This is a genomic window from Cryptosporangium arvum DSM 44712 (assembly GCF_000585375.1).
GTDB lineage: Bacteria > Actinomycetota > Actinomycetes > Mycobacteriales > Cryptosporangiaceae > Cryptosporangium > Cryptosporangium arvum.
Genome location: NZ_KK073874.1, coordinates 3,974,698 through 4,001,003 on the forward strand (window position 1 = coordinate 3,974,698; position 26,306 = coordinate 4,001,003).

28 protein-coding genes are annotated in these 26,306 nt (G+C 71.7%); 20 read left to right on the top strand and 8 right to left on the bottom strand.

All coding sequences use genetic code 11. From position 1 onward, the window contains the following. The first annotated feature begins 42 nt into the window (after positions 1-42). The 7 genes from CRYAR_RS43250 to CRYAR_RS17755 all read left to right on the top strand — a co-directional run bounded on the left by CRYAR_RS43250 (position 43) and on the right by CRYAR_RS17755 (position 8,141). On the top strand, positions 43-2,346 hold the full coding sequence (locus CRYAR_RS43250) for a putative bifunctional diguanylate cyclase/phosphodiesterase (protein WP_051570520.1): 2,304 nt from the start codon (positions 43-45) through the stop codon (positions 2,344-2,346). 106 nt (positions 2,347-2,452) lie between these two features. Further along, entirely contained in the window at positions 2,453-2,575 is a 123-nt protein-coding gene (locus tag CRYAR_RS50225) for a hypothetical protein (RefSeq protein WP_281174600.1), read from the top strand. Further along, positions 2,572-3,276 (top strand): response regulator transcription factor, encoded by a 705-nt coding sequence (locus CRYAR_RS17735; RefSeq protein ID WP_035852247.1) that lies wholly within the window; start codon positions 2,572-2,574, stop codon positions 3,274-3,276. Before CRYAR_RS50225 ends, CRYAR_RS17735 begins: the two co-directional genes overlap by 4 nt. Then, complete coding sequence (locus CRYAR_RS17740; RefSeq protein WP_035852248.1) at positions 3,273-4,703, top strand: sensor histidine kinase; 1,431 nt, start codon at positions 3,273-3,275, stop codon at positions 4,701-4,703. The genes CRYAR_RS17735 and CRYAR_RS17740 overlap by 4 nt, the downstream gene beginning before the upstream one ends. A gap of 203 nt (positions 4,704-4,906) precedes the next feature. Then, positions 4,907-5,794 (top strand): polyphosphate polymerase domain-containing protein, encoded by an 888-nt coding sequence (locus CRYAR_RS17745; RefSeq protein ID WP_035852249.1) that lies wholly within the window; start codon positions 4,907-4,909, stop codon positions 5,792-5,794. After that, the gene (locus CRYAR_RS17750; protein WP_035852250.1) at positions 5,794-6,471 is read left to right on the top strand and encodes a DUF4956 domain-containing protein; all 678 of its coding nucleotides are present in this window, start codon (positions 5,794-5,796) and stop codon (positions 6,469-6,471) included. Before CRYAR_RS17745 ends, CRYAR_RS17750 begins: the two co-directional genes overlap by 1 nt. Further along, positions 6,471-8,141, top strand: a complete 1,671-nt coding sequence (locus tag CRYAR_RS17755) for a CotH kinase family protein (protein WP_035852251.1) — start codon at positions 6,471-6,473, stop codon at positions 8,139-8,141. Before CRYAR_RS17750 ends, CRYAR_RS17755 begins: the two co-directional genes overlap by 1 nt. Positions 8,142-8,238: 97 nt before the next feature. Here CRYAR_RS17755 and CRYAR_RS17760 read toward each other — a convergent pair whose 3' ends face one another. Further along, positions 8,239-9,816: an acyltransferase family protein gene (locus tag CRYAR_RS17760; protein ID WP_281174601.1), complete on the bottom strand. Its 1,578-nt coding sequence runs from the start codon at positions 9,814-9,816 to the stop codon at positions 8,239-8,241. Between the two features lie 168 nt (positions 9,817-9,984). On the opposite strand from CRYAR_RS17760, the gene CRYAR_RS17765 reads away from it, so the two are divergent. Next, the gene (locus CRYAR_RS17765) at positions 9,985-10,593 is read left to right on the top strand and encodes a CBS domain-containing protein (RefSeq protein WP_035864303.1); all 609 of its coding nucleotides are present in this window, start codon (positions 9,985-9,987) and stop codon (positions 10,591-10,593) included. Between the two features lie 105 nt (positions 10,594-10,698). On the opposite strand, the gene CRYAR_RS17770 is transcribed toward CRYAR_RS17765, so the two are convergent. Then, positions 10,699-13,326, bottom strand: coding sequence for a cation-translocating P-type ATPase (locus tag CRYAR_RS17770; RefSeq protein ID WP_211247511.1), 2,628 nt, complete (start codon positions 13,324-13,326; stop codon positions 10,699-10,701). A gap of 505 nt (positions 13,327-13,831) precedes the next feature. Between CRYAR_RS17770 and CRYAR_RS17775 the strand changes: the two genes are divergently transcribed. Genes CRYAR_RS17775 through CRYAR_RS43255 form a run of 3 tightly spaced genes read left to right on the top strand, consistent with a single transcriptional unit; the run spans position 13,832 to position 15,110 of the window. Continuing rightward, on the top strand, positions 13,832-14,533 hold the full coding sequence (locus CRYAR_RS17775; protein ID WP_035852252.1) for a CBS domain-containing protein: 702 nt from the start codon (positions 13,832-13,834) through the stop codon (positions 14,531-14,533). Positions 14,534-14,559: 26 nt separating this feature from the next. Continuing rightward, positions 14,560-14,688 carry a hypothetical protein gene (locus CRYAR_RS50230; protein ID WP_281174602.1) on the top strand — a complete coding sequence of 43 codons (129 nt, stop codon included), beginning with the start codon at positions 14,560-14,562 and terminating at the stop codon, positions 14,686-14,688. Between the two features lie 5 nt (positions 14,689-14,693). Further along, complete coding sequence (locus tag CRYAR_RS43255) at positions 14,694-15,110, top strand: CBS domain-containing protein (RefSeq protein WP_169744969.1); 417 nt, start codon at positions 14,694-14,696, stop codon at positions 15,108-15,110. Positions 15,111-15,118: 8 nt separating this feature from the next. On the opposite strand, the gene CRYAR_RS17785 is transcribed toward CRYAR_RS43255, so the two are convergent. Both CRYAR_RS17785 and CRYAR_RS47365 read right to left on the bottom strand, forming a co-directional pair. Further along, positions 15,119-15,337 (bottom strand): DUF1918 domain-containing protein, encoded by a 219-nt coding sequence (locus CRYAR_RS17785; RefSeq protein WP_051570528.1) that lies wholly within the window; start codon positions 15,335-15,337, stop codon positions 15,119-15,121. Between the two features lie 92 nt (positions 15,338-15,429). After that, a complete protein-coding gene (locus tag CRYAR_RS47365) occupies positions 15,430-15,636 on the bottom strand; it encodes a hypothetical protein (RefSeq protein WP_157017855.1) in 207 nt (68 codons plus the stop codon). A gap of 163 nt (positions 15,637-15,799) precedes the next feature. Here CRYAR_RS47365 and CRYAR_RS47370 point away from each other — a divergent pair, with 163 nt between their 5' ends. The 4 genes from CRYAR_RS47370 (at position 15,800) to CRYAR_RS17805 (ending at position 18,667) form a co-directional block, all read left to right on the top strand. After that, the gene (locus CRYAR_RS47370) at positions 15,800-16,615 is read left to right on the top strand and encodes a universal stress protein (protein WP_035852253.1); all 816 of its coding nucleotides are present in this window, start codon (positions 15,800-15,802) and stop codon (positions 16,613-16,615) included. 78 nt (positions 16,616-16,693) lie between these two features. Next, a complete protein-coding gene (locus CRYAR_RS17795) occupies positions 16,694-17,581 on the top strand; it encodes a universal stress protein (RefSeq protein WP_035852254.1) in 888 nt (295 codons plus the stop codon). 4 nt (positions 17,582-17,585) lie between these two features. After that, positions 17,586-17,864 (top strand): CBS domain-containing protein, encoded by a 279-nt coding sequence (locus CRYAR_RS17800; RefSeq protein ID WP_051570530.1) that lies wholly within the window; start codon positions 17,586-17,588, stop codon positions 17,862-17,864. Beyond that, positions 17,861-18,667, top strand: coding sequence for a universal stress protein (locus CRYAR_RS17805; protein ID WP_035852255.1), 807 nt, complete (start codon positions 17,861-17,863; stop codon positions 18,665-18,667). The genes CRYAR_RS17800 and CRYAR_RS17805 overlap by 4 nt, the downstream gene beginning before the upstream one ends. A 198-nt stretch (positions 18,668-18,865) precedes the next feature. On the opposite strand, the gene CRYAR_RS17810 is transcribed toward CRYAR_RS17805, so the two are convergent. Both CRYAR_RS17810 and CRYAR_RS17815 read right to left on the bottom strand, forming a co-directional pair. Continuing rightward, positions 18,866-19,390 carry a flavodoxin family protein gene (locus tag CRYAR_RS17810; protein ID WP_035852257.1) on the bottom strand — a complete coding sequence of 175 codons (525 nt, stop codon included), beginning with the start codon at positions 19,388-19,390 and terminating at the stop codon, positions 18,866-18,868. 16 nt (positions 19,391-19,406) lie between these two features. Then, entirely contained in the window at positions 19,407-20,108 is a 702-nt protein-coding gene (locus tag CRYAR_RS17815; protein ID WP_035852259.1) for a CBS domain-containing protein, read from the bottom strand. A gap of 184 nt (positions 20,109-20,292) precedes the next feature. Here CRYAR_RS17815 and CRYAR_RS17820 point away from each other — a divergent pair, with 184 nt between their 5' ends. After that, a complete protein-coding gene (locus tag CRYAR_RS17820) occupies positions 20,293-20,475 on the top strand; it encodes an Hsp20/alpha crystallin family protein (protein WP_035864336.1) in 183 nt (60 codons plus the stop codon). A gap of 24 nt (positions 20,476-20,499) precedes the next feature. On the opposite strand, the gene CRYAR_RS47375 is transcribed toward CRYAR_RS17820, so the two are convergent. Continuing rightward, positions 20,500-21,153 carry a CBS domain-containing protein gene (locus CRYAR_RS47375; RefSeq protein WP_051570536.1) on the bottom strand — a complete coding sequence of 218 codons (654 nt, stop codon included), beginning with the start codon at positions 21,151-21,153 and terminating at the stop codon, positions 20,500-20,502. Positions 21,154-21,379: 226 nt separating this feature from the next. On the opposite strand from CRYAR_RS47375, the gene pflB reads away from it, so the two are divergent. From pflB to CRYAR_RS17845, 4 genes are read left to right on the top strand one after another with little or no spacing between them, the layout of a single operon-like run. Then, positions 21,380-23,632, top strand: coding sequence for a formate C-acetyltransferase (gene pflB / locus CRYAR_RS17830; RefSeq protein ID WP_035852262.1), 2,253 nt, complete (start codon positions 21,380-21,382; stop codon positions 23,630-23,632). A gap of 1 nt (position 23,633) precedes the next feature. Further along, positions 23,634-24,362: a pyruvate formate-lyase-activating protein gene (gene pflA, locus CRYAR_RS17835; protein WP_035852263.1), complete on the top strand. Its 729-nt coding sequence runs from the start codon at positions 23,634-23,636 to the stop codon at positions 24,360-24,362. Between the two features lie 32 nt (positions 24,363-24,394). Next, the gene (gap, locus tag CRYAR_RS17840) at positions 24,395-25,393 is read left to right on the top strand and encodes a type I glyceraldehyde-3-phosphate dehydrogenase (protein WP_035852265.1); all 999 of its coding nucleotides are present in this window, start codon (positions 24,395-24,397) and stop codon (positions 25,391-25,393) included. 47 nt (positions 25,394-25,440) lie between these two features. Next, positions 25,441-25,935, top strand: a complete 495-nt coding sequence (locus CRYAR_RS17845) for a CBS domain-containing protein (protein ID WP_169745053.1) — start codon at positions 25,441-25,443, stop codon at positions 25,933-25,935. Here CRYAR_RS17845 and CRYAR_RS17850 read toward each other — a convergent pair. Then, positions 25,912-26,235 (bottom strand): hypothetical protein, encoded by a 324-nt coding sequence (locus tag CRYAR_RS17850; RefSeq protein ID WP_051570538.1) that lies wholly within the window; start codon positions 26,233-26,235, stop codon positions 25,912-25,914. The two genes, CRYAR_RS17845 and CRYAR_RS17850, sit on opposite strands and share 24 nt — an antisense overlap. Positions 26,236-26,306: the final 71 nt, after the last annotated feature.

A 26,306-nucleotide genomic window follows, 5' to 3' on the forward strand; every position in this document is an offset into this window, starting at 1 on the left:
AAGCGGCTAACAACCGTAGCGGCGCTGCCGAACAGGGTGGCGATGCTGAACTGGTTCCGGACCGGCCGGGTGTCCGCCGCGGGCGTGCTCGCCTGCGGGCTTCTGCTCGTCGTGCAACAGGTCTGGTTCTTCGCTGGCTGGGGCGGCTCCGAGGTCAGCAGGCTGGTCACCGACGCCGCGTACGTCCCCCTCGCGATCGTCTTCACCGTGCTGGCCGCCCGGGTGGCCCGGTCGAAGCGGCAGGAGCGACGGACCCGGCGCGCCTGGCGCGTGATCACCGTCGCGTTCATCTGCCAGCTGGCCGCGCACTGCTCCTGGTTCGCCCAGGAGCACCTCCTGCACACCACCGGTTACCCCTCGGCCGCCGACTACTTCTTCCTGCTCTTCTCCCCGTTCATGTTCGCCGGGCTGCTGATGCTGCCCGGCCGGCACCGGAGCCGCCGGCAGCGGCAGAAGCTGGCGCTCGACGCGCTGATCGTCGGCGCGGGCGGGTTCGTCGTCCTCTGGTATCTGTTGCTCGGGCCCGTCTTCAAAACCCCCGGCGTGACCGGCTGGGAGCGCGCGTACACGGCCGCGCTGCCGATCGGTGACCTGTTGCTGGTGCTGGCCGTGTCGACGGCTCTGCTCCGGCGTCACCAGGCGGATACCCCGGCGCCGATGCGGTTGCTCGCCGCGGCGATCACGGTGACCGTCGTCGCTGACGTCTCCTACAGCTGGATCCAGGTGCACGGCGGGTTCACCGGCGGCTCCTGGCCGGACCTGCTCTGGCTGGCCGGGTGCTTCCTGCTCGTGCTGGCGGCCGATCAGCAGTACCGCCGCCCGCCCCGGCCCGGCGCCTGGCGTGGCGACCGCAACGCGGTCTCCGTCCTTCCGTACGTGGCCGGCGCCGGCGCCTACCTGCTGCTCGCCGAGCGGTCGTCGCACCTGCCGCTGGACCCCTACGGCGGCATGATCCTGGGCTCGGCCGTGCTCACGCTCCTGGTGATGGCGCGCCAGTTGTACGCGCTGCGCGAGAACCGGGAGATGGCGGTCACCGACGGTCTGACCGGCCTGGCCAACCGCACGCTGATCACCGAGCGACTGGACCAGCTCGCCCGCCAGCCGATCCGGCCGGGCGGGCACACCGCGGTCATGGTCGTCGACCTCGACGGGTTCAAGCCCATCAACGACACGTTCGGCCACGAGGCGGGCGACGCGGTGCTGGTCGCCACCGCCGACGCCCTGCGCGCCGCGGTCCGCGGCGGCGACCTGGCCGGACGGCTGGGCGGCGACGAGTTCGTCGTCCTGATGCACGGCCTGCCGTCGCGGGAGACCGCGGGCGCGATCGCCGACCGCCTGCTGGAGGCGTTGCGGACGCCGGTGATCTTCGGCGAGCACGTGCTGATGGTCGAGGCGAGCATCGGTGTGCTCGTCCGTGACGAACCGGACGCCTCCGGCGACACCCTGCTGCAGCAGGCCGACGCCGCTCTGTACGCGGCGAAACGGGCCGGCCGCGGCCGGTTCGAGTACTACTCCGACCTCCTGGACACCCGGGCCCGCGAAGCCGAGTTGCGCCGCGCCGTCGCCGACGACGAACTCGTGGTGTACTTCCAGCCCGCGGTCGAGCTGGCCACCGGCGAGCTGCGCGCGGTCGAGGCCCTGGTGCGCTGGAACCACCCGTCCCGGGGCCTGCTCGGCCCGGACGCGTTCATCGAGCTGGCCGAGGAGACCGGCGTGGTGGTGCCGCTCGGCACGTGGGTGCTGCGCACGGCCTGCCGCGAGGCCGCGGGCTGGCGCGAGGCCGCGGGCCGCCCCGCCGCCACCCCCGACGCTGCCGACGTGCGCCTCTCGGTCAACCTCTCACCGAAGCAGGTGGCCCAGGCCGACCTGGTGCGGACGGTCGAGAGCATCCTGGCCGAGACCGGGTTCCCGCCCGACCGGCTGACGCTCGAGATCACCGAGAGCGTCATCCTCCACCCCGACCCGCTGACGATCGGCCGTCTGGAGGCGCTGCGCGACCTCGGCATCGAACTGGCCGTCGACGACTTCGGCACCGGCTACTCGGCCCTGAGCTACCTGCGCAACCTGCCGGTCACCGTGCTCAAGATCGACCGCTCGTTCGTGACCGGCATCGCCGACGACACCGAGGCCCGGGCGGTCTGCGAGGCCGTCGTCCACCTCGGCGAAGCCTTCAAGATGACGGTCGTGGCCGAGGGCATCGAGACCGCCGACCAGGCGGCCGCCCTGATCGAGATGGGCTGCACGATCGGTCAGGGCTTCTATTTCCACCGTCCGCTCCCACCGTCCGAGGCCGGAGTCCTGGTCCGCCGCGAGTACGAGACGCGGGGGCAGCGGCACCGGACGTAGGACCCGGCGGCGTCGTGCCGTCACGAACGCGGCCGGAGCGCGCGCGAGTCACGCGGCCATCGTTCGAGCGGGGGGTGATCCGAGCGCGTTCGGTACGGTCACCGGCATGGCCTTCGTGTCGCTGAGCGTGAGTAGCCCGGCCGCGTCCGGCGCGGGTGGATGGGCGCCGCCGGTGATCGACCGCGCGGTGCTGCTCGCTGCTACCGGCCTCCCGAGCACGCTCGGATGAGCGACGAGCAGCCGTACCGCGTGCTCGTCGTGGAGGACGAGCCGACCATCCGGTCGCTGCTGGAATTCGCGTTCCACCGCTCGGGTTACCAGGTGAGCAGCGCGGAGACCGCGCGCGCGGCGCTCGCCGAGATCGATCGCGGCGAGCCGCATCTGCTCGTGCTCGACGTGATGTTGCCGGACACGGACGGCATCGAGTTGACCCGGCAGTTGCGAGCGTCCGGCAACGGTGTCCCGGTGCTCCTCCTGACCGCGCGGACCGCGCTCCGCGACCGGGTCGCGGGGCTGGCGGCCGGCGCGGACGACTACGTCGCGAAACCGTTCGACATCGAAGAGGTACTGCTCCGGGTCGAGGCGATACTCCGTCGTACCGCGCCGAGTTCCGGCCGGTCGGCTCCGGACCAGGTGCTGCGCTACGCGGACCTGGAACTGAACGTGACGCTCCACGAAGTGCACCGGGCGGGGGAGCACATCGCGCTGTCGCCGACCGAGTTCAAGTTGCTGCGCTACCTGCTCGCCCATGCCGGGAAGGTCGTCACCAAAGCGCAGATCCTCGATCACGTGTGGAGTTACGGATTCGGTGGGGACCAGAGCATCATCGAGACGTACGTGAAGTACTTACGGCGGAAGGTCGATCGGTTCGACCCGCCGTTGATCCAGACGGTGCGGGGCGTGGGCTACTCGCTGCGGTCGCCGCGATGACCCGTCGGCTGGTCCTGGGCGTCACGCTGACGGCCACCCTCGCGGTGCTGGTCTCCCAGGCCGTCGGGCTCCTCGTGGTGCGGTCCTGGCTCCTGGAGCGCGTCGACCATCAGCTCTCCGCCCTGCGCCCGCCGCCGGGAATCGTGCCCGTGCCGGAACAGCCGGCGGGAGCGCTGCCCTCGGAGTTCCGGATCTACTTCTACGACGGCGCCGGCCGGCTGGTCGGGAAGTCCGACGCGACCGGGCCCGCGCTCGCAGACGACCGGCAGCACCTGGACGTGGCGTTCGGCCGCCCCGTCACGGTTCCCGCCGCCGACGGCGACGGCCGGTGGCGAATCCTGGTCCGTACGCTCTCGGACGGCACCACCGGCGTCGTCGCGTTGCCGCTGGACACCGTCAACGGGGCGGCGTCGAAGCTGCTCTGGATCGACGGATTGCTTCTGCTGTTCACCGTGGGTGGCCTGCTGGCGCTCAGCCGGTGGGTCGTGCGGTTGGGGCTCCTGCCGCTCTCCCGGGTGGAGCGGACGGCGGAGGAGATCACGGCCGGTCGGCTGGATCTGCGGCTGCCCGACACCGACCCGAGCACCGAGGTCGGCCGGCTCGGGCGAGTACTCAATTCCATGCTGGACCGGCTGCGCAACGCCCTGGCCGAGCGGGAGGCGTCCGAGACGCGGCTCCGTCAGTTCGTCGCCGACGCCGGCCATGAGCTGCGCACGCCCCTCACGACGATCCGCGGTTACGCCCAGCTGGGCCTCCGCGACGACGAGGAGGGGTATCGGGTGATCGCGGAGAGCAGCGCGCGGATGGCCCTGCTCGTCGACGATCTGCAGTTGCTCGCGACGCTCGACCGCGAGCCGGCGTACGAGCGCGGTCAGGTCGACCTGCTGTCGCTGGCCGCTGATGCGGTGAGCAGCATCGGCGTGCAGAGTCCCGCGCACCCGATCGACCTGGGTCCCCTCCGGGGCGTGCCGGCGTTCGGGAAAAAGCCCGAACTGGAGGTCGTGCAGACGGTCGGCGATCCGCGCCGTCTCCGGCAGATCGTCGACAACCTGCTGTCCAACGCGGTTCGGTACACCCCGACGGGAACCCCGGTCCACGTCCGCCTCGGTACGGCGCGGGCCGGTGCCCTGACCGGGGGAACGGACCGGCCCGGCCGGGTCGGGGCGTCGGCGCCGCTACCGGTCGGAACGCCGATCTGCGTGCTGGAGGTCGCGGACGAGGGACCGGGGCTCGCCCCCGACGACGCCGCCCACATCTTCGAGCGCTTCTACCGTGCCGACCGCTCCCGATCGCGGGGTCTGGGAGGCAGCGGGCTCGGTCTCGCCATCGCCGCGGTGATCGCGGAAGGCCACGGCGGCCGGTTGGAGCTCGACCCGGTGCCCGGGTCCGGCTGCGTGTTCCGTCTCGTCCTGCCGGATCCCGTCTGACCCGGCGGCAAAGCCACCGGGCACCCGAGTGCCTCGCGGACGGTGACCGTCCTTAGTAGGCGGCTGTGCGATTCCGGGGAGGTGCCGGGGAGGCGACGCCGAGCCGTCGCGTCCCCGGGCATTCACCCGGAATTCACATGTCGTTCCAAGGGGGCGATGTTTGACTCGCCGCGCTCCCACGCTCCACGAGATCGGCGACGCCTATGCACATCCCTTTTTTCGGCCGGAAAACGGCACGACACTCACCACCCCGTCCCGCGGACGATCCGGCGGATCGACATCCCGCGCGCGACGACCGCGCCGGCCATGCCCTGCGCGCGCCGAGCCGGCTGCACGCCTTCAACCGGTACGAGATCAAGTACCTCGTCCCGGTGGATCGGCTCGACGACCTGCGGGACGAGTTCCACTCCCGGATGGATGCCGACTCCCACGGCGGCAGCGCCGGCTACGGGGTCTGGAGCGTGTACTACGACACGACCGACCTGCGGTTCTACTGGGAGAAGATCGAAGGTCTCCGGTTCCGTCGCAAGCTCAGGGTGCGCCACTACGGCGACCGGTCGACGATCGACGACGACACGACCGTGTTCGTCGAGATCAAGCAACGGGTCAACCGGGTCACCCAGAAACGCCGGGTGGCGCTGCCGTACGCGAGGGCTCGCGAGTTGTGCGACGACCGCACGCTCGTCGAACACGAGCCGCGTGAACGAGCCTTCCTCGAAGAAGTGCTCGAACTGGTGAACGGTCTCGATCTGCGTCCGGTGGCCATGACCGGCTACCACCGGGACGCGTTTCTGGGGCGCGACGCCGACGTCGGCCTGCGGGTGACGACCGACTACCGCATCCGCGGGCGCGACCGGGACTTCCACCTGGGCGCGGACGCCGAGAACCGGCTGATCGTGCCGGCCCGGCTGGCGATTCTCGAGATCAAGGCCAACGAGCGCATTCCCTATTGGCTCACCGATCTGACCGCGCGTCACAACCTGTCGGTGGCGCGCGTTTCCAAGTACTGCCAGAGCGTGGAGGCCTACGGCCGCGCACCGCGCTCGATCTACCACGTCACCGACGAACCCTTGACGAAAGCGGCCCTCTGATGGATTTCAACCTGCAGGATCTTTCCGGCACGTTCAGTGTCGGTGACATCGCGGCGGTGCTGTCGCTGGCGTTCGTGCTGTCCGCGGCGATCGGCTGGGTCTACCGGTTCACCCACCGGAACATCTCCTACAGCCAGTCGTACGTGCAGACGCTCGTCATCCTCGGGATGCTGATCGCGCTGATCATGCTCGTGGTGGGGTCCAACATCGCCCGGGCGTTCGCGCTGGTCGGAGCGCTGTCGGTGGTGCGGTTCCGGAACGCGATCAAGGAGACCCGCGACGTCGGGTTCATCTTCCTGGTGATGGGCGTCGGGATGGCGGTCGGCACCCGCTTCTACTCGCTGGCGATCATCTCCGCGGTCGCGATCACGCTGATCATCGTCGTGATGTACCGGTTCGACTGGTTCGCGCTCAACGTTCAGCGGCAGGTCGTGAAGGTGCAGGTGCCGCCGGACGGGGACTACACCGAGGGTCTGCAGGACGTGTTGTTGCGGTACACGTCGGAGTTCGAACTGGTCAGTATGGAGACGATCCGCGGCGGGGCGTTGACCGAGATCATGTACACGGTCCGGCTGAAGAAGAACTCCACGCCGGGTGACCTGATCGCCGCGCTCTCCGAGCGGACCGCCGGACAGCGGGTGTCGGTGCTGACCGGATACGACCAGACCGACCTGTGATGGCTCCTCTTCCGCCCACGCGTCGGCAGAAGGTCGTGCGCCGGCTACCGCGCCGGGTGCGTCACTACTGGAAACTGCTCGTCGCGTGCGTGGCGTTCGTCGGTGTGCTCGCGGTGGTGCTCGGCACGGTCTCGGTGCGGCCGTACGTCACCAGCGCCAGCGACGAGGGCGCCGACGCCGTCACCCAGAACGTCGCCGGCACGAAGGATCTCTTCGACGCGGGGGTGGCGCACAGCATCCAGCTCTCGTTCACGCAGGCCGCGTACGACAAGATGCTCGACCAGTACTTCCAGGACGGGGAGAAGGAGTACGTCGAAGCGGATCTGACGATCGACGGCACGCGCCTTCCCAGCGTCGGTATCCGGTTGAAGGGCAACTCGACGCTCGGCGGGCTGACGCGCGACGGGAAGGCCGCGACGCGAGGGCCGGGTGGATTCGGCGGCGAGAACCGGCCGGGGCGCGACGCCCAGCCGCCCGGGGGAGGGTTCCCGCAGAACGGACAGCTGCCGGAGGGTTTCACGCCCCCGGACGGCGCCCAGCAGCCCGGCGCCGCCCAACCGGGTCAGCAGCAGCCCGGCGCCGCTCAACCGGGGCAGCAGCCGGGGGGCGGCTTCGGCCGGACGGCGCTCAAGGCGGAGGAACCGGAGAAGCTGCCGTGGCTGATCCGCGTCGACGAGTTCGTCGAGGGACGCCGCTATCAGGGTCATCGTGACCTCGCGGTCCGGGTTTCCGGCATGGGCGGTGGCACCACGGTGCTGAACGAGGCCGTCAGTCTCCAGGTGCTCGCCGCCGCCGGTGAGGTCGCGCAGAAGTACGCCTACACGAGCTTCACGGTGAACGATCGCCCGACGACCGCCCGTCTGGTCGTCGAGCACCCCGACGAGAACTTCGCCGACCAGATGGACGGCACCGGAGTCCTCTACAAGTCACTCGCTACGGGCCGCTTCACCGATCAGGGCGACGACCAGACCGACTACCAGGACGACTTCCAACAGATCACCAAGAAGGGCAGCCAGGACCTGCAGCCGGTCATCGACCTGATCCGATGGGTCACCACCAGCAGTGACAAGGAGTTCGACGCGAAGCTCGACGAACATGTCGACGTCGAGTCGTTCGCCCGCTATCTCGCGGTGCAGAACCTGCTGCTGAACTTCGACGACATGTCCGGCCCGGGCAGAAACTATTACCTCTGGTACGACCTGTCGACGAAGAAGTTCTCCGTGGTCGGATGGGACTACAACCTGACGATGAGCGGCGACGGCACGTCGGGACCGCACGACTCCGTGTCGATGGGCTTCGGCGGCGACCGCCCGCAGGGCCAACAGCAGGGCGCGCAGCAGCCACCCGCCGGTATGCAACTGCCAGAGGGCGTCGAGATGCCCGGCGGCAACGGCGGACCGGGCGGTCTCGGCGGTGGTCACACGCTGAAGGAGCGCTTCCTGGCCAGTGCCGCGTTCGACGAGGTCTACGAGACCGCGTACCGCGAGCTCTACACCAAGATCTACGGCAGCGGGTCCGCGCTCTCCGCGGTGAAGAACATCGTGGCCGTTCTCCGGACCGTCGACGGCGGCGACTCCGGGACGCTCGCCTCGGAGAGCAGTCAGCTGGAGGACCTGATCACGCGGCGAACGTCGAGCCTCGCCCAGGACGAGGTGATCACGCAGCGCTGAGGTGCGGTGAGGGCCGTGTCCGCCGTGCACCGCCGTGCGCGGCGGACCGGCTGTGGTCAACGGGCGGTCGCGGCGACACCGCGGCCGCCTACCGGCTTCATTCGGGTCGGGGAGTGGCGGCGCCGCCGCGGAGCCCCGGTGCGACGACCTGCCCGGTGGTCGGCGGGTCGGGGAGGTCTCCGCTCGACGGGTCGCCGTGGTGGGCCGGGTGCGAGCCGGGTCGGAACATCTGGTTCGGGTGCGGCGACCAGGCGACCTCGCGGGCTCCGAACAGGTGTGGCGCGATCCGGGTCTGGTCTCCGGCGATTCCGATCGCGCGGACCGGCGTGACCGGCTGGACCTGCGCGCGCGCCGCCGTCGTGCTCTCGGGGCTCGCGGTGACGTGTGCGCGTTCGGGGTGTCGCCGTGCTGCGGATGGTCCGACGGGGAACAGACGTGGCGTCCGACCGGCGGCGAGGTCCTCGACCCAGCCGAACACGACGACGCAGATCGCGACGAGCACCCAGATCACCGCGTAGTTCCAGACGGCGTTCCCGGTCAGCGGCGCCGCACCGGGAAAGACGCTCTCGATCGTGTCTTCGAGCACGAAGGACAGGCCGATCATCACGTTGTGCCAGAGGTAGATCGTCACGGCTCGGTTGTTCACCAGTGTGACGACCCGGCCGAGGACCGGCGTGCGGCCGATCCGGCTGGCGTCGGGCGCGAACCGCAGGAGCGGCAGGACGAAGGCGATCGACCAGAGCGCGTCGGCCAGAGGTATCTCGTTGAGGTCGTACGTCGCACCCGGGTCGTCGCCGGGGTGGGTGAGCGCCCACCCCGTCGCGGCGGCCGCGCACACCGCCGCGACACCCAGCAGCGCGCTCTTCGGGATCCGCCGCAGTGCGCCGGTGCGGTGAGCGAACCCGAGCATCCAGCACGGCGCGAACATGCCCAGGCTGACGAGCAGGTCCCAGAGTTGGCCGTGGTTCTGATCCGGGACGAGACCGAACGCCGCGGCGACCACGATCGTCAGGGGCGCGAGCAGCGTCGGCAGCGGCCATCGGCGGAACGCGCCGAGCAGTAGCGGTGAGAGCGCAACGAGCCAGAGGTACGTGCGCAGGTACCACAGTGGCGCGGTCGCGTCGGCGCCCCAGGTGCTGCCCGGCGGGTCGAATACCGGTACCACCCAGAACAGGAGACCGGGCCGGCTCAGCGGCGAGTCCTCGTCGTCGGCCCAGCCGTGGACGAGCATCAGCGGCACCATGATCGCGCCGAAGAGCCAGAGGGCGGGGAGCAGCCGCCGGAAGCGGTTGCGGACGACGGTGAGCGGAGGCTGCCGGTCCAGCGAGCGCACCATGAGGCCACCGGCGAGGGCGAACATGATGCCCATCGCGGGGAACACCCAGCTCAGCCACGACCCACCGAACGCGTGGTAGGTGACGACCCGCACGATGGCCGCGGTGCGCAGCGCGTCGAGATAGAGCTCGCGCCTCGGAGCTGCCGCCGGTGGTGTCGCGACTGGACGAGGGGTCGACAGGCGGACCAGCGCGTCAGAAACGCCGGACGGGACGCGGAGGGATGGTCGGGGCCGATGCTGTCGGGTGCGAGCCACGCGAGTGATTCGGAGCGACCGGCGGCGCGGACAGGTCGCCGTACGGGGGAACGCGCGAGGACGGCGGTCCCGTCGGAGGGCCACCGTCCGCGGCGCGGCTCCGCCCGGGTGCCGGAGGACCGGGGACAGGACTTCGGACTCTGCCCGGCCGCGCCCGGGCGGACGAACATCGGTGTCGAGGCGTTCGCGTCGGTCGACACGACGCCGGCTCCACGGCCGACGCCGCCGTGCCGTGAGGAACGGAGGAGTGCGATGACGCGCTACACGGTTCGTGACGTGATGAGTGACGAGGTCGCCACCGTCGTGGTCGACGCACCGCTCGCGACGGTGGCGACGCTGCTGGGCCGTCGGCGCATCAGCGGCGTTCCGGTGCTGGACGGCGAGGACCGTGTCGTCGGTGTGGTCACGGTCAACGATCTCCTGCACACGATGACCGGGCACCAGGACACGGCCGACGTGCGCGCGCGGGACCTGATGACCGCGCCGGCGGTGACGATCGACCCCGACGCGTCGATCGTGGAGGCCGCGGCGAAGCTCGAGGACACGGGCGTCGGGCGGCTGCCCGTGGTGGACCGCGACGGTTCGCTGGTCGGCGTCGTGAGCCGCGGGGACCTGGTGAAGGTGTTCACCCGGCCGGACGAACACATTCTCGGCGAGATCACCGAGGACGTCGTCGCGGACCTGTTGCTGATCCCGCCGGAGTTGCTCACGATCACGGTCACCGACGGGGTGGTGACCCTGCGCGGCCATCTGGAGAAGCGGTCCCAGGCCACCCAGCTCGTCGCACTGTCGCGACGGGTCGACGGCGTCGCCCGGGTCGTCGACGAACTCAGCCACGGGACGAACGACGCCGGCCGATAGCGGCGGACCGGTCGTCAGTGCACCGCGAGCGTGATCGCCAGACGCGGCACGAGCCCGCACCGGCCGCCGGACCCGCCTCGCCGGTCGTCGTCCCGCATCGCCGCGTCAGCTGCGGGTGATTCGGCGGAGTGCTTCCTCGATCAGCACCACGCTCGCGGCGACCGCCCCGCAGATCGCCCACTGGCCGGTGGTCAGCGCGGCCGTGCCGAACAGGGACTCCGCCCAGGGCAGGTGGACCAGCGCGATCTGCGTGAGGAGCACCGCACCCAGCGCCACCCACAGAGCCGGGTTGCGCAGCTGGTCGCGATGGAACACGGTGCGCCGGCCGGCTCGCGCGTTGACCACGTTGACCAGCTGGAACAGCACGAACGTCGTGAACGCCATGCTCATCGCGGTGGCGTCGCCGAACGGGCCCCGGGCGAGCGCCAGCACACCGAGCGTCCCGGCGGCCATCACCGCTCCGACCCGGACGACGTCGGCCAACCGGCTCCGCGAGAGGATGCGCTCACCGACCGGGCGGGGCCGGCGTCGCAGGACGTCGGAGCGAGCGGGGTCGACGCCGAGCGCCATCGCGGGCGGACCGTCCATGATGATGTTGACCCAGAGCAGTTGGAGCGCGGTCAGCGGAGCCGGCAGCCCCAGCAGCGGGGCGGCGAGCAGCGCCAGGATCGCGCCGATGTTCGTGGACAGCTGGAACCGGACGAACGTGACGACGTTGTCGTAGATGGCGCGGCCCTGGCCGATGGCCCGCACGATCGTGGTGACGTCGTCGTCGGTGAGCACCATCGCGGCGGCTTCCTTGGCCACGTCGGTGCCGGTGCGCCCCATGGCCACGCCGATGTGCGCGGCGTGCAGGGCCGGTGCGTCGTTGACCCCGTCGCCGGTCATCGCGACGATCTCCCCGCGAGCAGCGAGAGCGCGGACGATCGCCACTTTGTGCTCCGGGGCGACCCGCGCGAACACGCCGACCCCGGCGACCTTCGCGGTGAGCTCCTCCTCGGTGAGGCCGTCGAGCTCGGCGCCGGTGACGACGTCCCCGGCGATTCCCAGCTCGCGGGCGATCGCGGCGGCCGTGTCGGCGTGGTCGCCGGTGATCATCGTGACCGCGACACCGGCCGCCCGGCACCGCTCGACGGCGTCGCGGGCCTCCGGGCGCGGCGGGTCCGCGATCCCGACGACCGACACCAGCGTGAGCTCGTCGGGCAGGCCGCCGGGGTGGTCGACGACCGCCGTGGCCCCGGCCAGCACCCGCAACCCGTCGTCGGCCATCTCGTGCGCGGCCGCGCGGACCTGCCGTTCGAGGGCCGCGTCGAGCGTTCCCACACCCGCCACGTCCGAGCAGCGCGGCAGCAGGACGTCCAGAGCCCCTTTGGCGTAGACCCGGGTCCGGCCGTCCGGCTCGGGATGGAACGTGACCATGTACCGGGCGGCCGCGTCGAACGGCACCTCGCCGGTGCGGGGCACGGGCGCGTGCAGCCCGGCCTTGGCCCCGAGCACCAGCAGCGCGGCTTCGGTCGGGTCGCCCGCGATGCCACCGTCGGCGAGCAGCTTCGCGTCGTTGCAGGCGACCATCGGCATCAGCGCCGTCGGAAGACCGCCGGCCGGTCCGCCGGTGATCACGCCGGACGGGCGGTAGCCCTCGCCGGTCACCCGGTAGCGACGGCCCGCGAACCACAGCGTGCGAGCGGTCATCTGGTTCATGGTCAGCGTGCCGGTCTTGTCGGTGCACACCACGGTGGCCGAACCGAGCGCCTCCACGGACGCCAGCCGCCGGACGATCGCCCCGCGCCGGGCCATCCGGTGCACGCCCAGCGCCAGGGTCACCGCGAGCACCGCGGGCAACCCTTCCGGCACCGCGGCGACGGCCAGCGCGACGGAGCGCAGCGCCAGCGCCGACAGGCTCTCCCCACCGGCCAGCGTGAGCTCCACGACCAGGTAGACGACGACCGCGACGCCACCCAGCAGCGCGAGCCGCCGGCCCAGGCTGTCCAGCTGGACCTGCAGCGGGCTCGGGGGCTCCTCACCGGCGCGCAGCTGCTGGGCGATGGCGCCGATCCGGGTGCACATCCCGGTGCCGGTGACGACCATCTCGGCCCGGCCCCGCGTCAGCGTGGAGTTCATGAACAGCACGCTGGTGCGCTCCGCGACCGGGACGGTCTTCTTCACGGCGGTCGTGGACTTGCTGACCGGGAGCGACTCGCCGGTCAACGCCGCCTCGTCGACGTCGACGGCTTCGGCCACGGTCAGCCGTCCGTCGGCGGGTACCCGGTCGCCGGCCTCGAGCAGGACGACGTCGCCGGGCACGACGTCCCGGGCGGGTACCACCCGGATCGCTCCCGCCCGGCGGACGCGGGTCGTGGCGACGAGCATCTGGCGGAGGGCCTCCAGGCTGTGCTCGGCCCGGCGCTCCTGGACGAAACCGATCACCGCGTTGATCAGCAGCACGAGGAGGATCACGGCGGCTTCACCGAGTTCACCGACCGCGGCGGCGAGGACCGCCGCCCCGAACAGGATCGCGAACAGCCAGCTGCGGAACTGGTCGAGGAAACGCAGCCAGGGCGAGCGGTGGGTGGGTTCGGGGAGTTCGTTGGGGCCGTAGCGGTCCAGGCGCGCCGCGGCCTCGGCCTCGGTCAGGCCCCGGTCGGGACGCACCTCGAACAGCGCGGCGATCTCGGTGGCCTCGCGGTCGTGCCCGTCGACGGGACTCCGGTCGCGCGCCAGCATCGTGGTCATCGAGCCCTTCCTTCCCTCGCCGGTCACGCGGACCGGCTCTCCGGAAGGTCTCCCCGGAGCCTCGCACTCGACGGGACCCGATGCGGCCGGGTCCCGGTTCGCCGGGGCCGTGCTGACGGCCTGCCACCTGGCGGGTACTCCCCTTCACCACCAGCATCACCTGCGGTGGTCCGCGTCGACAGGGGCGAAAGACCTGCCCCCGCGACTTCTCGGAGAAGCGTTCCGGGCCGTGCGCGGCGAGCCCGTCACGCCCCGGCCCCGGCGATCGGCGGACTCCCACGCCGGCGATCGTCGCGCGGACGGCCGCGCAGCACGGGGGACCGCTGGCGCGGCGCGGAACCGTCGTGGCGATGCGGATCCCGGCCTCGCCTCCCGCACCGCCGACGGCGACCGGCGGCTGACGGCGGCACGGACCTCCGCCCGGGACTCCCGGGACTTCGGGCCCTGCCGCCCGTCGCGACGCCGGGCGGACGATCGGGTCACGGTACGACGGAGGAGGTCCACGATGACCAACCGCACGGTCAGAGACGTCATGACGACCGAGGTCCGCACGGTTCACCCCGGCTCGTCGGTGAAGGCGGTCGCCGAGCAGTTCGACCTCGGCCGCATCAGTGCGGTCCCGGTCGTGAACGAGGAGCGGCACGTGCTGGGCGTCATCTCCGAGACCGACCTGCTGCACAAGATCACCTATCAGGACGACGCCGACGGCCGGCCCCGGCTGCTGCGGCGGCACCGGGCCGACCGGGCGAAGGCCGACGGGATGACCGCGGCCGAGCTGATGACCACCCCGCCCGTCACCGTGGGCCCGGGCGCCTCGCTGACCGAGGCGGCCGGTCTGATGGAGCGCACCGCGGTGAAGCGCCTCCCGGTGATCGACGAGTCCGGCGCGCTGGTCGGCATCGTCAGCCGTGGTGACCTGATCCGGGTCTTCACCCGATCCGACGCGGACATCCTCCGCGAAGTGGAGCGGGAGATCTTCCTGCGCGTCCTGATGCTCCCGCCGGGTATGGCGTCCGCCGAGGTCACGGATGGTGTGGTCACGATACGCGGCGCGCTGGCACGGGAGTGCGAGACCGAGGTCGCGGGTGATCTCGTCCGCCGCGTCGACGGGGTGGTGGGAGTGGACAACCAGCTCACCTACCGCTTGGACGACACCACGTACCGCGCGATCCGCGACGCCGACGCGCCCCGGGGCGTCTTCTACTGACGGTGTTGCGCAGCGAGACGGCCGAGATGGCTACCGCATCGGACCGGATCTCCGCGCTGACCGCGGTGGCCCGGCCCGGCACGGTGCACAACTCGCTCGAGTTCCGTCCGGTCGTCGACCTCACCGTCACGACAGCTGGGCGAGAGTCAGCGTGAACTCGGTGAGGCCCTCCTGGCCGCTGCTGCTCCGCCGGCACCGTGTCGACCACCGGAAGGCCGACGCGTTCCTCGCCCGGAACCTGATGAGCGCACCGCCGGTGACGGTGGGGCCGGAGGCGTCCGTGGTGGAGGCGGCGCGGCTCATGGAGCGTCACGACGTCAAGTGGCTGCCGGTCGTCGACGCGGACGGGAGCCTGGCCGGGATCGTCAGCCGCGCGGATCTCCTCGGGCTGCTCCGGCGCTCCGACGCGGATCTGCGGGCCGAGGTGCGGGAGCAGGTACTGCGGCGTCCCCTGCTGTTGCCGCCGAACACCGCACGCGACGAGTTTGACCTACGCGGCGGACGACGTCCGCGACGAAGCCCTGCGCTTCGAATCCGGCCGCGCACCCGGTCGCTTCTTCTGAGCGGCTCGTGGTGAGCCCGGGCTCAGTCCTGCGTCGGATCCGGCGGGGATCCGCAGCCGTGGAGATGCTTGACCTGCGCATCCGGTCCCGGGTAGAGCAGCGTCGTGCGGCCGTCGCTCCACCGCACCAGGTAGGGAGGGAAGCCGTCGGGATCGTCCACGCCGATGACCTCGCCGTCCCGGACCGGGTGTCCGGCCCCGGGCGGCTGAAGCAGGATCTCGTCTCCGCGATGAGCGTTCATTCCGGGCCTCCGATTTCCAGGGCGATGACCAGCTGGGCCGCGCGGCGCGGCGTTTCGGGTGGGGGATCGGGCGCGCCCGGCGGCGGCCGCTGTCACGAGCGCGTGGTGCAGGGTGGCGCCGCAGCTGATCGTGGGCAGGCGACCGTCGGGTCGACGGTCGGAAGCTGTCGGCGGCGATCGGCCCACAGCTCCACGGCGTGACCGGACAGGCGCCATCGCCACGGCCGGCTGTCGCGGATCGACGGTGCGCGCAGCCCGGCCTCCGCGACCTCTTGAAGGACGTTCTCGACCGTGGGCACGCCTTCCCTCCTCGCCCGGTGCGCCGCTGTGCCCAGCCTCGGCTCGTCCGGGACCACCGGGCAGAGGCGGAAGTCCCGAGGTGGACCACGATCAGCGGGACGATCGCCTCTGTCCGCCCGGGCCGTCCCGTCCGACGATCGGGCAAGGACGGGAGGTGCGGTCATGACGAGCATCGAAGACCGCGGTGTGGTGACGGTCGGCCTGGATTCGCCGGCGACGACCGGGCCGGCGGTGCAGTGGGCGCTGGAGTACGCGCGGACCCGCGGGGCGGCCGTGCGACTGATCGCCGGCCGGCCGTACCCCGGCCCGGCCGAGCAGGTCCGGGCCCGGGTGGACGATCTGGTGTTGCTGTCCCGCTCGACGGTCCCGGGCCTCGATGTCGTCGGTGAGGTCGCCGCGGAGCCGCTCGGACCCGCGCTGCTGGCCGCGGCGCAGAGCAGCGAACTGGTCGTGATCGGTGACCGCGCGTCGCGGCGCCATGCCTCCGACCTGCGGCCGACGGTCGACGCGCTCGTCGCCTGGGCCGAGTGCCCGGTGGTCGTCGCGCGGTCGGCGCGCTGGCCGAACCCGGAGGCGCCGATCGCGGCCGCCCTCGACGGATCGGATCGCGACGACGCGGTGCTGGACACGGCCTTGGAGCTGGCGGCGCGCTGCGTCTCGCCGCTGGTCGCGATCCAGCTCAGCCCGGACGGACCGGACCGGGCCACGGCCGCGCGGGTCGCCACCCGGCTGGCGCACCGGGAGCGGGCCTACGCGCGGGTGCCGGTTCGCTTCCGGGCGGCGGTGGGTCCGGCCGCGCCGGTCCTCCTGCTGGCCGCACGCTGGGCGAGCCTGCTCGTCGTGGGGCCGCCGCGTGCCGACGGCGTCACCCGCTCGGTGACGCACGAAGCCGTGTGCCCGGTGCTCGTCGCGCGCCGCCCGAGCGTGGCGCCGGGCCTGGCCGGGCTCGGTGGCCTGATCGTCTCCGCGCCCGTTTGACCTGGTCCGAGGGGACCTTCGACTCTGCCCCACCGGGCTCGGCTCGGCGCACGCTCGAAGGAGAGGGAGGAGGCAGTCATGACCATCACTCCTGTTGTCACCGTCGGGATCGACGGTTCGGAATCCGCGCGTGCCGCCCTGGACTGGGCGGTGGAGTACGCGCGGGCGCACGGCGCGTCGCTCCGTCTCGTCAACGGCTTGGAGTTGCCCGAGCCGTCGCCCGCGTACACGCCGTATCCGATCGGGGACGTCCGCGACGCCGTCGAGAAGGAAGCGTGCGAAGCCCTGGATGCGGCGCGGACCCGGGTGCACGAGACCGCACCGGAGGTCGAGGTGACCACGGCGGTCGTGGCCCATCCACCGGTGCCGGCTCTGCTCGAGGCGTCCGGACACAGCGCGTTGCTCGTCGTCGGGTGCCACGGGTGGGGCGAGTTCGCCGGCCTGTTCCTCGGCTCGGTCTCCGCGTCGGTCACGGCTCACGCCGCGTGTCCGGTCGTGGTGGTCCGCGGCGACGGTGCCGGCCGGACGGCCGCGCCGGTCGTCGTCGGCGTGCACGGATCCGGCGACGAGGACGCCACGCTGGAGACCGCGTTCGGCGAAGCGGCGCGCCGCCGGGTGCCGCTCGTGGCGGTGAGCGCGTGGAGTGACGTCACGCTGGAGAACGCCGCCGGTGCGATCGTCGGAGCCTGGCCGACCTGGGACCGGCTCCGCGAGGAAGCGGGCCACCGCCTCGAGGCGACACTGCGACCCTGGCGGGACAAGTACCCGTCGCTCCACGTCGGAACCATGGTGGTTCGGGACCGTCCGGCCGCGGCTCTGCTCGACCGGTCGGCCGAAGCGCAGCTGCTGGTGGTCGGCTCCCGCGGACGCGGTGGCTTCGCCGGCATGCGTCTGGGCTCGGTTCCCCGACGCCTCGTTCACCACGCGCACTGCCCTGTCCTCGTCGTCCGACACGCGGAGGAGTAAGGCCATGCGGGCTCGAGACCTGATGACGACACCGGTGCACCTGCCGGTGCTGGACGACGATCGCCTAGTCGGCATGGTGAGCGACGCGCTGGCCGCCGAGGCGCACGGCCGCCTCGACGAGTACCGCGGCGGCGTGCGGCGCTGGGAGGTCTTCGTGGCCGACCGGGTCGCCACCGTCGCCGGGACGTTCGGCGACGCGGGCGAGGGGAGGGCCGTCCGCGTCCTCGTCGGTTCCGTGCCCGGAATCCGCACGGTCCGGCTGGACGCGACGGAGGAACGATGACCGCCTACCGCAAGCCGATAGTCGTGGGTGTCAGCCCGACGGACTCGGCCAACGACGTGGTGGCCTGGGGAGCGCGTGAGGCCCAGCTGCGGGGGCGACGGCTCCGGCTCGTGCACGCGCACGAGTTCGCTCACGGAGGCACCGCGGCGCCGGCCACCGCGCGGCTGGCCTACCGCGACGCGGCCGAGTGGATGCGTGCTCAGCGCGCGTACGCCGCCCGGTTGCTCCCCGGCGGCGAGCTCGAGGCCACCGTGCTCGACGGCAACTGGGTGGAGGTGCTCCTCCACCAGGCGTCCGACGCCGAGATGCTGGTGGTGGGCAGCGGCGACGAGTGGCGGACCGACGGGCTCGCCACCGCGCGGGCCGTGCAGCTCGTCGCCCACGCCGACGTCCCGGTGATCGTCGTGCGTGGAGGCGGGCAGCCGGCTGCCGCCGCCGGTCGGGTGGTCGTCGGTTGCGGGGAGGGAGACCAGCCCGACGTCCTGCTCGCCGCCGCTTTCGACGAAGCGGACCGGCGTGGGGTGGACCTGCTGGTGGTGCGGTCCCGGATCTCGGCCGACGTTCCGCGGGAAGCGGACGTGCTGGCCGGTTGGCGCGCGAAGTATCCCCAGGTCGTCGCCGGGCTCAGGGTGTGCCACGAGTCGCCGGCGGCGGCGCTGATCGAGGCGTCGCAGGCGGCCGGTCTGGTCATCGTCGGGAGCCGCGGAGCGGGAGGTTTTCCCGGGCTGCGGCTCGGATCGGTGACCGACGCGGTGCTGCGCCACGCCGTCTGCCCCGTGCTGGTCGTCCCGGTCGTCCGCTGACGCGGAACGGGCCGCCGCTTCCCCGGCGGTGGCCCGTCGTCGATCAGCGGATTCTTCCGCGGGCCGGCTCGTCCGTGGGAAGGGTGTCGCGGACGAGCCGGCGGTCCGGTCAGAGCTGGGAGTGTTTCGGGAGACGAACAGCATCGGGTGTGACGTCGGCGCTTCTCCGGGTGCGGGTGGCCAGCCGGCTGTTCGTGCTCATCGTGCCTCTCCCTTCAGGGGGCGGTCGGGCACGGAGGCGGCGAGGCGCTGCCCCCACGCCGTCGCGCGCTCGAGCTCGCCGGCGCGGAGCGGTCCGGCGGTGTCGAGGACGAAGAAGTCCTCCGGTGGGGCCGCGGCGCGGTACCCGTGGCGTTCGAGCCGCCGGGTCGCGGCCTTGGCCGCCGATCCCGGGACGAACTTCTTCGGGATCCGGGTCGTGAACGCGGTCGCGAAGGTACCCGGCAGGCACGGCGAGAGGTTCGCGAGCCACTCGCGGAGGCCCCTGTCGCGGTGCTGCGCGCCTTGCTGCTCCGCGGCGTGCCGGGTGTTGGGGCGGGAGAGGCTGAACGCGTGCGTCGGTGCGCCGACCACCAGCAGGTCCACGTCGACGTGCGGGGCCGGCGGTGCGTCCGCCAGATCCAGCACGGTGACGGGACCGGCCGAGGCCAGCCCGTCCGCGACGGCGTCGGCGACGGCACGGGTGTTGCCGAACATCGACTCCACCACGATCAGTGATCGCATCACAGGCTCCTGACTCTCAGAGGAACGGGCCGGACGGGTAGCTGACTTGCTCCCGCAGAGCGCGGTAACTGGTGTCGTCGTCCACGTGGGCCAGCGCGTCGACGACCCTGACGACGCCGTCGATCCGGCGCGCGAACTCGACGGCGAGCTCGACGTCGCTGCGGCGTGGCAGCGTGCCGCTGAGCGTCACGACCCCGTCGGTGACCTCGGCGGCCACGTCCGGCGGGTGCAGCAGCACCCGGCCGAAGACCTCGGCCTCCACCTCGTCGCGGATCTGCGCGTCGGACCGGACGAACAGCCGGACGAGGTCACCGCGGCTGACGATCCCCAGGAGCTTGCCGGTGTCGTTGACGACCGGCAGCCGCTTGACGTCGCGCTTCTCCATCAGCCGAGCGGCGTCGACGACCGAGGCGTCCGCGTCGATCGTGATCGCCGGCGCGGTCATCAGATCGCGGGCCACCAGGCCCTCGGCCTTCGCCCGGTCCGTGCGGTGGCGTCGCAGCAGCCGCGGCCACTCGTCGCGCTCGTCCTGGTAGGTGATCTTGTGCAGCAGGTCGGTCTCCGACACGACGCCGACCACGTCCGCTTCGTCGTCGAGCACGGGCATCGCGCTGATCCCGGCGAAGTCGAGTTGCTCGGCGATGAGCTTCACCGGCGTACCGGCGTAGACGATTCGGACGGTGGTCGTCATGACGTCCTTGACCGTGCGGTGGCTCATGACACGCTCCCTTCCTCGTTGATCTCCATGCTTCGCCGGTCGCGATCGCGTCGGCAGGGGAGGAAGTCCCGGGTGCACCGGACCGAGGTCAGTCGCCGGTGGCGGACGTCCTGCTGCGGTCGGACGTTCGCCCCTACCCGACCGCCGGGACACGGGCATTCCGCCACTGGCCGTGTGGCCGGCGATGGGAAGCGCCAAGGGCGGCATCCGGTTCGAGGAGCGCCGGGAGAAGGACCGCTACGTGGTGCGCGCCGAACTGCCCGGCGTGGACCCGGAAAAGGACATCCAGATCTCCGTCGCGGAGGGCACCCTGACGATCACGGCGGAACGGCGCGAGGAGAAGCAGGAGGGAACCCGGACCGAGTAGTGACGCACGGCAGCATGGCTCCGCCTACATGCCCACGTAGACGGTGTCGTCGGTCCGGTACGAGAGCTCGTTGTCCACGTGCACGACCCCGTCGACGCGCTTGACCAGGCCGGCCGCGACGTTCGCCTGGGTCAGCCGGTCCAGCGTCCCGCGCAGCGTCACGACGCCGTCGGTGACCTCGACGGCCAGGTCCGGGACGTCCGCGAGCAGGGCCGCTCCGAAGATCTCGTGCACGATCTCGTCGTGGATCTGCTGGTCCGGTCGCAGCAGCACACCGACCAGGTCCCTGCGGGTGACGATGCCGACCAGCTCGCCGACGCCGTCCACCACCGGCAGGCTCTTCACGCCGTGCCGCTCCATCCGCTGCGCGGCCTCGACGATCGTCGCGTCCGGGAGGACGGTGACGGCCGGCGAGGTCATCAGGTCGCGGGCCACCGAGGCGCGCGACTTGGCCTTGGCGTCGTGGTGCCGGCTGAGCAGCCGCCACCAGCCGTCGGTGTCCGCGTCGGCCAGGTCCGCGTAGGTGATCTTGTGCAGCAGGTCCTGCTCGGAGACGACCCCCACCACGTGGCGCTGCTCGTCCAGGACCGGTACGGCGTTGACGTGCCGGGCGTCCAGAACCTGGGCGATCACCTTCGCCGGGGTGTCGCGATCGACCGTGACGACGTCGGTCGTCATGACCGTTCGAAGAGTTCGGTGTGACACGGTGCGCTCCGATCCCGCGCCGCAGCGCGTGCTGGTTGATGCCTCCGGCTCGAGCCTCGCGCGGCCGGCGCACCCCGCGGCAGAGCCCGAAGTGAGCAGTGCACGGGGCGAAGGTCCCGGGTCGTTCGGGAACGGTGACTCTGCCCCGGCGCCGCGGCCGGGCCTAGGAAGGAGGTGAAGCGATTCGAGGAGGATCCCCATGACCACGACCGTGGCGCCCCACCGGCTCGACGCCTGGCGCGGCTTCTCCGGGCACCGGTGGCGCCGTGCCGTCGACGTCCAGCGCTTCATCCTCGACAACGTCACGCCGTACCTCGGTGACGGCGGGTTCCTCGCCGGCCCGACCGACCGGACCACCGCGCTGTGGCAGCGCGTCTCCGAGCTGATGTCGGTCGAACGGCAGCGCGGGATCCTCGACGTCGACACGGTCACCCCCTCGACGATCACCAGCCACCGGCCGGGCTACATCGACCGCGCGAACGAGCTGATCGTCGGCCTGCAGACCGACGCACCGCTCAAACGGGCGATCATGCCGAACGGCGGCCTGCGGATGGTCGAGAACGGCCTGGCCGCCTACGACTACCAGCTGGATCCCGGTGTGCGGACGATCTTCACGACCTACCGCAAGACGCACAACGACGGGGTCTTCGACGCGTACACCCCGCGGATCCGGGCCGCGCGCAAGGCCGGGATCGTCACCGGGCTGCCCGACTCCTACGGGCGCGGCCGGATCATCGGCGACTACCGCCGCGTCGCGCTCTACGGCGCCGACGCGCTGGTCGCGGCGAAGGAAGCCGAGAAGGCGGCCCTCGACGACGTCCGGTCCGGCGCGGACGTGATCCGGGACCGGGAGGAGATCGCCGAACAGATCCGCGCCCTGCGTGAGCTCGTCACGATGGCCGCCGGGTACGGCTACGACCTCACGCGCCCGGCGGCGACCGGCCGCGAAGCGGTGCAGTGGCTCTACTTCGCCTACCTCGCCGCGATCAAGGAGCAGAACGGCGCGGCGATGTCGCTGGGGCGCGTGTCCACGTTCCTCGACGTCTACCTCGACCGGGACCGGCACGAGGGCCGGTTGACCGAGGACGAGGCGCAGGAACTCGTCGACGACCTGGTGATCAAGCTGCGGATGGTGCGGTTCCTGCGCACGCCCGAGTACGACGCGCTGTTCTCCGGCGACCCGACCTGGGTCACCGAGGCGATCGGCGGGATGGCCCGCGACGGGCGCCCGCTGGTCACCCGGACGTCGTTCCGGTTCCTGCAGACGCTGTACAACCTCGGCCCGGCACCCGAGCCGAACCTCACCGTGCTCTGGTCGCCGGCGTTGCCCGAGGGCTTCAAGCGCTACTGCGCGCAGACCTCGATCGACACCAGCGCGATCCAGTACGAGAGCGACGACCTGCTGCGGACCCGGTACGGCGACGACACCGGGATCGCGTGCTGCGTGTCGGCGACCCAGCTGGGCAAGAGCATGCAGTTCTTCGGTGCGCGGGTGAACGTCGCGAAGGCCTTGCTGTACGCGCTCAACGGCGGCCGCGACGAGATGTCCGGCGCGCAGGTCGGCCCCGAGTCCGAGCCGGTGGGCGGAGACGTCCTGGACTACGACGACGTGTCGGCGCGGTTCGACCGGATGCTCGACTGGCTCGCCGAGACCTACGTCGACGCGCTCAACGTCATCCACTACATGCACGACAAGTACGCCTACGAGCGGCTCGAGATGGCGCTGCACGACCATCCGGTCAAGCGCACGATGGCGTGCGGCATCGCCGGGCTGTCGGTGGCCGCAGACTCGCTGTCGGCCATCCGGTACGCCACGGTGCGGCCGGTCCGCGACGAGACCGGGCTGATCGTCGACTACCGCACCGAAGGCGAGTTCCCGGTCTACGGCAACGACGACGACCGCGCGGACACGATCGCCGTCGAACTCGTGCACGCGTTCATGCAGAAGCTGCGCCGCCGGCCGACCTACCGCGGCGCGCTGCACACGCAGTCGGTCCTCACGATCACGTCGAACGTCGTGTACGGCACGCACACCGGCAACACCCCGGACGGCCGCCGGGCCGGGGAGCCGTTCGCACCGGGCGCGAACCCGATGAACGGCCGCGACCGCCACGGCCTGATGGCCGCCGCGCTCAGCGTCGCCAAGATCCCGTACGACGACGCCCGGGACGGCATCTCGCTGACCGCCTCCACGGTGCCCGCGGGTCTCGGACGGACACCTGCGGACCGGGTCACCAACCTGGTCGGCGTGCTCGACGGGTACACCGACGCCGGCGGCTTCCACCTCAACGTCAACGTCCTGAACCGGGAGACGCTGCTCGACGCGATGGATCACCCGGAGAACTATCCGAACCTCACGATCCGGGTCTCCGGCTACGCGGTGAACTTCGTGAAGCTCACCCGCGAGCAGCAGCGCGACGTCGTCAACCGGACCTTCCACCAGACGGTGTGACGTGACCATCGGCTCGGTTCACTCCTGGGACCTCTCGATCGGCGTCGACGGACCCGGCACCCGGCTGGTGCTGTTCACCGCGGGGTGCCCGCTGCGCTGCCAGTACTGCGAGAACCCCGACACCTGGCACCGGCGCAACGGTGTCCCGACCACCGTGGAGGACGTGATGGCGAAGGTGCGCCGCTACCGTCGCCTGTTCGACGTCACCGGCGGCGGCGTCACGATCACCGGCGGGGAACCGCTGATGCAGGCGCAGTTCACCGGCGAGGTGCTCGCGGCCTGCGCGGCCGAGGGAATCCACACCGCGCTGGACACGTCGGGCTTCCTCGGCGTCCGGGCCCCGGACGAGATGCTGGCCGACGTCGGACTGGTACTGCTGGACCTCAAGTCCTGGGACCCGGCGACGTACCGGAAGGTGACCGGGCGCGAGCTGGTGCCGACACTCGCGTTCGCCGAGCGGCTGGCCAGGCTCGGCCGGCCGACCTGGATCCGGTTCGTGCTGGTGCCCGGGCTCACCGACGCGGCGGAGAACGTGGACGGCCTGGCCGACTACGTGGCGACGCTGCCGAACGTCGAACGGGTCGACGTCCTGGCCTACCACCGCTTCGGCGTGGCGAAGTACGCCGAGCTCGGCGTTCCCTACCGGCTGGACGGCGTGCCGGAGCCGACCGGTGAACAGCTAGAGCACGCACGCCGGGCGTTCGCGTCCAGCGGCTTGATCGTCACCTGACGACCCATCTCACCCCGTTCGAGGAGGAAACCATGTCCGTCCGCATCGGAATCAACGGCTTCGGCCGCGTGGGACGCTGCTTCTACCGCATCGCCCGGGCGCGAGGCCTGGACGTCGTCGCGGTCAACGACCTGACCGCACCGGCGACGCTCGCCCACCTGCTGACGTACGACTCGACGTTCGGCCGGCTGGACACCGAAGCGGTGGTGACCGATGACGGTATCGCGGTCGGCGACTCCCGCTTCGCGGTCACCGCCGAACGCGACCCGGCCGCACTGGATTGGGGCGCGTACGGCGTCGACCTCGTCATCGAGTCGACCGGTCGCTTCCGCGCCCGCGACGACGCGGCGGTGCACCTCAAGTCGGGCCCGAAGAAGGTGCTGATCAGCGCCCCGGGGAAGAACGCCGACGCCACCGTGGTACTCGGCGTCAACGAGGAGACCTACGACCCGGGGCGTCACGACGTCGTCTCCAACGCGTCCTGCACGACCAACTGCGTCGCGCCGATGGCCAAGGTGCTCAACGACGCCTTCGGCGTCGAACGCGGGTTGATGACGACGATCCACGCCTACACGAACGACCAGTCGCTGCTGGACGCCCCGCACAAGGACCTGCGGCGGGCCCGGTCGGCCGCGAGCAGCATGATCCCGACCAGCACCGGCGCCGCCAAGGCCGTCGGCCTGGTCGTCCCGGAGCTGGCCGGCAAGCTCGGTGGCGTCGCGGTGCGGGTGCCGATCGAGGACGGCTCGCTGACCGACCTCACGGTCCAGCTGCGCCGGGACGTGACGGCCGACGAGGTCAACCGGGCGTTCGCGGACGCCGCCGTCGGCCGGTTGAACGGCTACCTGCGCTACAGCACGGCGCCGATCGTGTCGCGCGACATCGTCGGTGACCCGGCGTCCTGTGTCTTCGACGCACCGCTCACGCAGGCCGACGGCCCCCTCGTGAAGGTGTTCGGCTGGTACGACAACGAGTGGGGTTACTCCGCCCGCCTGGTCGACCTGGCCGAGTACGTGGCCGCGCGGTTCTGATGTCCGCGCGGGGTGGGGTCGGTCGCGATGCCGAGGGAGGTTCCGTGATGAGCTCCGGGACGTCGATGTTCTGGCCCGACGAGGATCCGCTGCAGCCGACGTCCGAGGAGTACGGGGCGGACCTGCCGGTGACGACCGTGATGCGCCCGTGCGTGGTGCTGGGGGAGAACGAGCCGATCACGGTGGCGTGGAACCGGATGCGGGCCCACGGGGAGGTCGCCCTGGTCGTCGACGGGGCCGCCCACGTCGTCGGCCTGCTCGGCCTGCGAGAGGTGTCGGAGCGGTGGCCGGTCCGGCCACCGCTGTCCGCCGAGCCCACCGCTGGGGACGCGTTGCGGGGCGTACGGACCTGCCGCATCACCGCGACGACGTCGGTCCGGGACGCGGTGCGGACGCTGATCACGGATCAGCGGGCCACCGCGCCGGTGGTGACGGCGGACGGCCGGGGACTCGGTGTGGTGACCGCTCTGGACTTGCTGACCGCGCTCACCGGCCGGAGTTCACCGGCCGGGCGGAGCTCAGCGCAGCCGGCGGGCGCGTAGAGCGTGCGCCCACCACGGTCGTGAACCCGGGTCGGTGGCGCGAGCCCGGGGTGCGCGGGCTCCACGGACGCTGAGCCAGCCACCGGGTCCCATCGACACCGGCCCGACCGCGGGGGTGCGGTGCAGCGCGCTGCCGAGCACCGCGGCCGCGCCGGCCACCGCGACGACGCCGAGAACGAGCCGTTCGACGTCCACCGCCGGCTGGTAGCGGACCGACGCGCCGTCGCTGACGTACGCGCCGATCGTGCGCGGTCCGCAGCGGCCCGGCCGCTCGACGGGCAGGAGCACGGGATCGCTCATGGTGACCTCCCAGGTCGCTTCCAGCCTGCGTGAGACCGCCCGGAGCGGGGAGAGGCGGAGGCCCCACAGGT